The sequence below is a fragment of the Actinophytocola sp. genome (assembly GCF_045807065.1).
GTDB lineage: Bacteria > Actinomycetota > Actinomycetes > Mycobacteriales > Pseudonocardiaceae > Actinophytocola.
This window is the reverse complement of record NZ_JBJMIE010000525.1, coordinates 1-7,167: the sequence shown is the minus strand read 5'-3', so window position 1 is coordinate 7,167 and position 7,167 is coordinate 1. Positions and strand designations below refer to the sequence as shown.

The 7,167-nt window shown below is 70.2% G+C and carries 7 protein-coding genes; 4 read left to right on the top strand and 3 right to left on the bottom strand.

Translation table 11 applies throughout. The features are described from left to right. On the top strand, window positions 1-390 hold a 390-nt coding region (locus ACJ73U_RS30825), incomplete at its 5' end, for a GDSL-type esterase/lipase family protein (RefSeq protein WP_407781243.1). A gap of 49 nt (window positions 391-439) precedes the next feature. On the opposite strand, the gene ACJ73U_RS30820 is transcribed toward ACJ73U_RS30825, so the two are convergent. Together ACJ73U_RS30820 and ACJ73U_RS30815 are read right to left on the bottom strand one after the other, a co-directional pair. Beyond that, window positions 440-1,726 (bottom strand): family 20 glycosylhydrolase, encoded by a 1,287-nt coding sequence (locus tag ACJ73U_RS30820; protein ID WP_407781242.1) that lies wholly within the window; start codon window positions 1,724-1,726, stop codon window positions 440-442. 80 nt (window positions 1,727-1,806) lie between these two features. After that, a complete protein-coding gene (locus tag ACJ73U_RS30815; protein WP_407781241.1) occupies window positions 1,807-2,835 on the bottom strand; it encodes a LacI family DNA-binding transcriptional regulator in 1,029 nt (342 codons plus the stop codon). A gap of 190 nt (window positions 2,836-3,025) precedes the next feature. Between ACJ73U_RS30815 and ACJ73U_RS30810 the strand changes: the two genes are divergently transcribed. Genes ACJ73U_RS30810 through ACJ73U_RS30800 form a run of 3 tightly spaced genes read left to right on the top strand, consistent with a single transcriptional unit; the run spans window position 3,026 to window position 6,058 of the window. Further along, window positions 3,026-3,964 (top strand): carbohydrate ABC transporter permease, encoded by a 939-nt coding sequence (locus ACJ73U_RS30810; RefSeq protein WP_407781240.1) that lies wholly within the window; start codon window positions 3,026-3,028, stop codon window positions 3,962-3,964. Next, complete coding sequence (locus ACJ73U_RS30805; RefSeq protein WP_407781239.1) at window positions 3,961-4,782, top strand: carbohydrate ABC transporter permease; 822 nt, start codon at window positions 3,961-3,963, stop codon at window positions 4,780-4,782. The genes ACJ73U_RS30810 and ACJ73U_RS30805 overlap by 4 nt, the downstream gene beginning before the upstream one ends. Window positions 4,783-4,813: 31 nt before the next feature. Then, on the top strand, window positions 4,814-6,058 hold the full coding sequence (locus tag ACJ73U_RS30800) for an ABC transporter substrate-binding protein (RefSeq protein ID WP_407781238.1): 1,245 nt from the start codon (window positions 4,814-4,816) through the stop codon (window positions 6,056-6,058). Between the two features lie 214 nt (window positions 6,059-6,272). Here the strand turns inward: ACJ73U_RS30800 and ACJ73U_RS30795 are convergent. Further along, window positions 6,273-7,167, bottom strand: an 895-nt coding sequence (locus ACJ73U_RS30795) for a helix-turn-helix domain-containing protein (RefSeq protein WP_407781237.1), incomplete at its 5' end; no start/stop codon positions are given.

Sequence of the window (7,167 nt, the reverse complement as noted above, 5' to 3'; positions counted from 1 at the left end):
CTGATCGTCATCGGGGCCAACGACCTGACCCGGCTCACCCCGCCGGCGGTGGGCGCGCGGCTGCTGCACGACGCGGTCGCCGAGCTGACCAGGGCCGGCGCGCACACGATCGTCGTGACGGCCCCGGATCTCGGTGTCCTGGCCCACGTGCCGCCCGCGTTCCGCGACGTCGTGTCCCAGGCGAGCAGGCTCTACGCGCAGACACAGGCCGACGCCGTGACGACCGCCGGCGGCACCGTCGCCCACGTCGGACCCGAGGTCTTCAGCCGCTTCGCGACCGACGACCGGTTGTTCTCCGCCGACCGCTTCCACCCGTCGGCCGCCGGGTACGCGGTCATCGCCGAGTCGTTGACGTCCTACGTGCTCGCGGCCGCCAAACGCGCCGCCTGACGTTACTGGCGCTTCGGACGATGACCGCGGCGGCGGCGGTTGTCGTGGCTCACCAGGTCCGGCGGGCGGTGGTGCGGAGGGCCTCGGCGATGCCCGCGGCGACCTCGTCCTCGCTCTCGGCTTCCGGCCGGTCGCACCAGATGTGCAGTTTCGCGCCGACGCGGGCGTGGTCGAGTTCCGGTGGCAGGACGTGTCCTCCGTCGAAGACGTCCGCGTGCCAGCCCTGTTGGCTGGGCCGCATGCCGCCGAGCACGTAGTACAGGGCGGCGAAGCTGGAGTTGACCAATTCGTGGCCGGCCGCGGCCAGTTCCGCGGGGGTGGGGCCGCGGTCGGACCAGTAGTCGATGGTCAGGGACTGGTCGAGCGGGACGGTGCCGTCGTCGGTCCTGACCTCGTCGTTCCAGATCACCGGTCGCTTGCCGTGCTGCCGGACCAGCGCCGCGGTCCGGTTGACGAACCCGTAGAACAGGTCCTTGGGCGTCGCGTCCGGGCCGTGCCGACGGCGCGCCTCGCGCGCCAGCTCCGGGTACCGGCCGTCGATCACGTACTCGTCGGCACCCAGGTGCCAGTAGGGGCCGGGGAACAGCGGCAGGTACTCCTCGAGCAACCGCTCGGCCAGTGCGTAGGACTCCGGGGCGGCGAGGTTGGCCGCGGTGACGCCGTGGGCGTTGGTCAACCGCAGGTGTTCCCGCCCGGTCAGCAGCGCACCCATGTGGCCCGGCATGTCGATCTCGGGTAGCACGGTCACGTGGCGGCGCCGGGCGAACTCGACCAGCGCGCGTAGCTCGTCCTTCGAGTAGTGGTCGGTCGAGACCGCCTCCGGGCACGTGTCGCTCTCCACCCGGAAGCCCGTGTCGTCGGACAGGTGCAGGTGCAGGTAGTTCATGTTGAGGTCGGCCAGCTCCCGGATCCGGTCGCGCAGCCAGCCGGGGGTGAAGTACTTGCGGCCGACGTCGACGAGGAGGCCACGCAGAGGAGTGCCGGGCCAGTCCCGCACCGTGCCCGCGGGCAGCTCCGGTCGGGTCATCAGCGGCAGCAGGGTCCGCGTGCCGCGGAAGACCCCGGTCGCCGTCTCCGCGCGGATGGTGATCGACGAACCGATCGTGATCGTGTAGCCCTCCGCGCCGAGAGCGACGGGGGCGAGTTCCAGCACCACATCTCCGGGTGTCGGTTCACCGCTCGTCGCGACCGGTTCGCCGAGCGTCCTGGACAGGTCGTCGGTGAGGACCTCGGCCACCTCGGTGAGGGCCGCGCCCGCGTGGCAGACCCGCGGATGAGCCGGACGCGTGTACTGCCCGGCACCCGGCAACCACTGCTTGACCTGCCGCGTGAACAACGCTCACCACCCTTCGCCCCGGGACGGCGTCCGTCCACTCCGGATGCTAACGGCCGCGCCCTCCCGCACGGGCGCCGTGCTCAGGCCCTCGGTGGGGGAGCGGTCGTGCGGCGCGGGATGAGGGTGGGCGTGAGCTTGACCTGGGTGGAGGGCCGGTCCCGGTCGGCGACGCGTTCCAGGAGCAGTCGCGCGGCGTTGGCGCCGATCTGGTGGCCTGCCTGGTCGACGCTGGTGAGGGAGATGGGGCCGAGGGCGGCGAAGGTGGTGTTGTCGTAGCCGGCCACGGAGATGTCGTCGGGGACGGACAGGCCTGCTTCGGCGAGTGCGGTGAGCACGCCCATGGCGACGATGTCCGCGCCCGCGAAGACGGCTGTGGGCCGGTGGGGGCGGGCGAGCAGCTGCCGGGTGCCGAGGTAGCCGCCTTCCTGGGTGTAGGTGGTGGAGACGATGGTGATGTCCAGGCCCCGGGCGCGCATGGCCTGCCGGTAGCCCTCGGCGCGGATGGCGTTGGGCATCTCGGCCAGGTGGGTGGGGTCGGTTTCGCGGTGTTCGATGTGGGCGATGTGCCGGTGGCCGAGGTCGGCGAGGTGGTTGACGACGAGGGCGGCGCCGGTGGTGTCGTCGTCGGTGACGGTGTCGTAGTGGGGGGAGTGGCCGTGCCGGCCGATGAGCACGGTCGGCACGGTGGTGGCGACCTGTTCGAGGTGCGCGCGGCCCGAGAGGGGGGCGATGAGGATCATGCCGTCCATGCCGCGGTCGATCATCGCGGCGATGATCTCGGCTTCGGCGGTCTCGCCGTTGTTGTGGCTGGGGCCGAGGAGGACGTGGTAGTCGGTGTCCCGCAGCTGGTCGGTGATGCCGTCGAGGATGTCGGGGAAGAACGGGTTGCGGATGTCGGGGAGCATCACGCCGATCGTGTAGGTCTTGCCGCGTAGCCCGCGTGCCCCCGCGTTCGGGCGGTAGCCCAGCTCCGCGATCGCCTGCTGGACCTTCGCGCGCATGGCGGGGCTGGCGCCGTAGGCGTTGCGCAGCACCTTCGACACGGCGGTCGTCGACACGTTGGCGTGGCGGGCGACGTCGACGATCGTGACGCGGCGAGGCTGCTCCATCGACGGTCCTCCGGTCCACACGGGAAACGTTGCCTTCGAGTCTAGGAGCCGCGAACCGCCGTCTTGACGCGTGGCATGCCGGCTCCTAGAGTCGGTCGCACCTCGAATTTGGAAAACGTTACCCACTGCTCTCGACGTTGAGCAGCCGACATCCACCCCGTAAGTGAAACGTTTTAAGAGGTAGGCGCCAATGACCGTCGCCCTGACCGACCGGCCCGCGGACCCCGTCGCCGCGCCTGTTCGTCCACGCCGGACGGGCGGCCGGCCCACTCCGCCGTGGTGGTTCGTGGTGCCGGCGTTGTCGTTGTTCGCGTTCGTCGTGCTGGTGCCGAGTGCGCGGGGCGTGTACTACGCCTTCACCGACTGGGACGGGCTGTCCCCGACCTTCTCCTTCACCGGGGTGGACAACTTCGTCGAGATGGCCGCCGACCCCGACGCGGTGGGGGCGCTCTGGCACACGCTGCTGGTCGCGGTGGCGATCACGGTGGTCCAGAACGGGATCGGGTTGCTGCTGGCGCTGGGCGTCAACAGCGCCATCAGGTCCCGGAACGTGTTGCGGGTGCTGCTGTTCGCCCCGGCGGTGATCACGCCGATCGTGACGGCCTACCTGTGGCGCAACCTCCTCGGGCCGGACGGCGCGGTGAACAGCCTGCTGGACGCGGTCGGGCTGGGTTCGTGGCGACAGGACTGGCTGGGTGACCCGCAGCTCGCGTTGTGGTCGGTCGTCGCTGTGGTCGTCTGGCAGTTCGCGGGCTACTCGATGGTGATCTTCCTCGCGGGCCTGCAGTCGGTGCCGCGGGAGATCTACGAGGCCGCGGCCATCGACGGCGCCGGTGCGGTACGGCGGTTCTGGTCGGTGATCCGTCCGCTGCTGGCGCCGGCGATCACGGTGAACCTGATGCTGTCGATCATCGGCGGAACCAAGCTGTTCGACCAGGTGTACGCGCTGACCGGCGGTGGACCGGGGCACGCGACCGACACCCTGTCCACGCTGATCTACAAGGACGCGTTCACCCTGGGCGAGTTCGGTTACGGCATCGCGCTCGCCGTCGTGCTCGCGGCCGTCGTCGCGGTGGCGTCCACCGGGCAGTACCTGGTGCTGTCCCGAGCGGAGCGGGCCGCGTCATGACCCGCTACCGCCTGCGCACCTTCGCCCTCGAGCTGGTGATGATCGCCGTCGGCCTGGTCTTCGCGTTCCCGGTGTACGTGCTGGTGAACCTCGCGGTCCGCCGGCCGTCGGACGCGTCGTCGCCGATCGCGCCGACCACCTCGCCCACGTTCGACAACTTCGGCGCGGCCTGGGAGCAGGGCGCGCTGGGCGGTGCACTGGCGAACAGCGTGCTCGTGACGGCCGGGTCGGTGGTGGTCGTGCTGGCCGTCTCGGCGCTCGCCGCCTACCCGCTCGCGCGGGTCACCGCCCGCTGGTCGCGCTGGACGTTCCTGCTGGTCATGCTGGGGCTGGTGCTGCCGTTCCAGCTGGCCGCGCTGCCGCTGTACCAGACCATGCGGGACCTGGGGCTGCTCGGCACCCCGGTGGCGCTGATCCTGTTCTACTCCGGCCTGCAGGTGCCGTTCACGACGTTCCTCTACACGGGATTCCTGCGCACGCTCCCGCGGGACTTCGAGGACGCCGCGCTGATCGACGGGTGCACGCCGCTGCAGGGTTTCCGGTACGTGGTGCTGCCGATGCTCAGGCCGGTCACCGTCACCGCGCTCGTGCTGAACGCGGTCGCGGTGTGGAACGACTTCTTCACCCCGCTGCTGTACCTGTCGGGCAGCAGCCAGCAGACCATGCCGGTCGCTATCGCCGGTTTCGTCGGTCAGTACGTGTCCGACTGGAACCTCATCTTCGCCGCGCTGGTGATCAGCGTCGTGCCGATCCTCCTCGTCTACTTCGCACTGCAGCGCAGCATCATCAACGGCTTCGCCGGCGGGCTCAAGGGATGACGGACACACCACCTTCCCGAAGGAGAGAAACATGAAGATCCTGCCGGTGCTGTCGGCCGTTGCCGCTCTCGCCCTGGCCGGGTGCGGTGGCGGCACCACAGCCGCGACCGACGCGAACACCCTCACCCTCGCCTCGGTCGACCAGGGCTCGGTCGAGGACGTCGTCACGGCGTTCGAGGACGCCAACCCCGGTGTCCGGGTGAACGTCACGACCAGCGGCGCGGACCAGTACCAGCAGCAGATCCGCACCCAGCTGTCGTCCGGCACGGCGCCCGACGTGATGTCCGTGTGGCCGGGCAACGGCAACCCCGGCACCGTGCACGTGCTCGCCGGTGCCGGCTACCTGCGCGACCTGTCCGACCAGCCGTGGGCCGCGAAGTACCCACCGGTCGTCAGCGATGTCGCCCGGTACAAGGGCAGGACCTACGACGCGATCTTCGGTATCAACGGCATCGGCGCCATCTACAACCACGACGCCATGACCAGGGCCGGCCTCACCCCGCCGGGCACGTGGCGCGAGCTCCTCGCGTTCTGCCGCGCCGCCAGGGACAAGGGCACACCCGCCTTCGCGCTCGGCATCCAGGACAACTGGGTCACCCAGATCGCCCTGTACCCGCTCGTGGCGACCACCGTGTACGGCGCGGACCGGGACTTCGACCGGAAGATGCAGGCCGGGCAGGCGACCTTCGCGAACTCCCCGTGGACCACCGCGGTCGCCAAGTACGTCGAGATGGACAGGACCGGCTGCTTCCAGGACAACCCGCTGGGCACCAGCTACGAGGCCAGCCAGAAACTCGCCGCCACCGGCAGGACGCTCGGCATCATCCAGGGCAACTGGGTGATCTCCCTGCTCAAGAAGCAGAACCCCAAGGGCACGTTCACGTTCACACCGCTGCCGGCGACCGACAACCCGGACCAGATCATCATCCCCGCGGCGGCCGGCGCCGGCTACGGCGTCAACGCCAAGGCCAGGAACCCCGAGCTGGCACTGAAGTTCGTCAACTTCGTGATGTCGCCGCGCGGCATGAACCTGTTCGCGAGGAAGCAGGGAAGCCTGCCCGCGCTCCCGGACACCGGCTACGCCCTTGACGCGTCGCTGACCCAGCTGTCCACGTTCATCGCCGATGACCGCACCGTGCCGTTCATGGACCAGCTCTGGCCCAACCCCAAGGTGCAGCAGACCATGCTGTCCGGTCTGCAGGAGATCTTCAGCGGCCAGTCCACCCCCGACAAGCTCCTGGCGTCCATGGACGTCGACTACCGGGCAGGTGACTGAAGTCCTGCATGTCCTGCTCGGCGTGGGGTGCTCCCTCCACACCGTCCTTTCGGACTATCCACTTTCACCACCGAGAGTGGACGGTGACCGGAGACGGGGCTACCGGACGATGACGCCACGGACGTGACGGTTCACGACCGTCATGGCCGTGGCACTCCTGGCGCGAGCCTGGAGGTGACCCCCGCTCGCGTCACACGATCGAGTGAATACCGGGTCAGTCGTGGTGTTCGACAGCCGGGTCGGCCCGGAGCTCGGTGGCCGCCCAGCTGGCGAGGAGCTGAAGCCTTTCCGCCGACGCCGAGTCGGGTTGCGCCGCGTAGGCGGTGAGCGTGAGGCCGGTGTCGGCGGTGAGGTCCATGGCCTCGAAGTTGAGGGTGAGCTCGCCGACGGCCGGGTGGCGGAAGCTCTTCGCGCCGGTGCGGTGGAGGCGGACGTCGTGGGCGGCCCAGCGGGTGCGGAAGTCCGCGCTGCGGGTGCACAGCTCGCCGATGAGGTCGGTGAGGTCGCGGTTGTGGGGGTCACGGCCGGCTTCGGTGCGCAGGATGGCGACCGAGGTGTGGCAGGACTTGTCGTGGTCAGGGAAGTAGTCGCGGGCGGCGGGGTCGAGGAAGCCGAAGCGGGCGAGGTTGGGTGGGGTGTGCTCGCTGGTGCGGGTGGGGCTGTCGAACACCGGGGAGTACAGGGCCCGGCCGAGGAGGTTGGTGCCGAGGATGTCGAGGCGGCCGTTGCGGACGAACGCGGCGGTGGTGGTCATGCTGTCGAGGATCTGCTGCACGACCGGCCGAACCCGGTGCTGCGGACGCCGGCGCTGCGGTGCGCCCGTGTGGGGGCGGCCGGCGGCGTTGGCCGTGCGCGCGAGGTCGAACAGGTAGACACGCTCGGCCTCGTCGAGCTGCAGGGCGCCCGCGACGGCGTCCAGGACACTGTCGGACACGCCGGCGAGGTTGCCCTTCTCCAGCCGCGTGTAGTAGTCGGCGGACACACCCGCGAGCAACGCGACCTCCTCGCGGCGCAGGCCGGGGACCCGGCGGTTACCGCCGTAGATGGTCAGCCCTGCCTGGTCGGGGGTGATCTTGGCCCGGCGGGTGACGAGGAAGTCGCGGGCCTCG

What these genes read in the sequence shown, in the direction of transcription:
- ACJ73U_RS30800 (WP_407781238.1), top strand. Translation starts at nt 4,814, where the DNA reads ATGAAGATCCTGCCGGTGCTGTCGGCCGTTGCCGCTCTCGCCCTGGCC.
- ACJ73U_RS30805 (WP_407781239.1), top strand. Translation starts at nt 3,961, where the DNA reads ATGACCCGCTACCGCCTGCGCACCTTCGCCCTCGAGCTGGTGATGATC.
- ACJ73U_RS30810 (WP_407781240.1), top strand. Translation starts at nt 3,026, where the DNA reads ATGACCGTCGCCCTGACCGACCGGCCCGCGGACCCCGTCGCCGCGCCT.
- ACJ73U_RS30815 (WP_407781241.1), bottom strand. Translation starts at nt 2,835, where the DNA reads ATGGAGCAGCCTCGCCGCGTCACGATCGTCGACGTCGCCCGCCACGCC.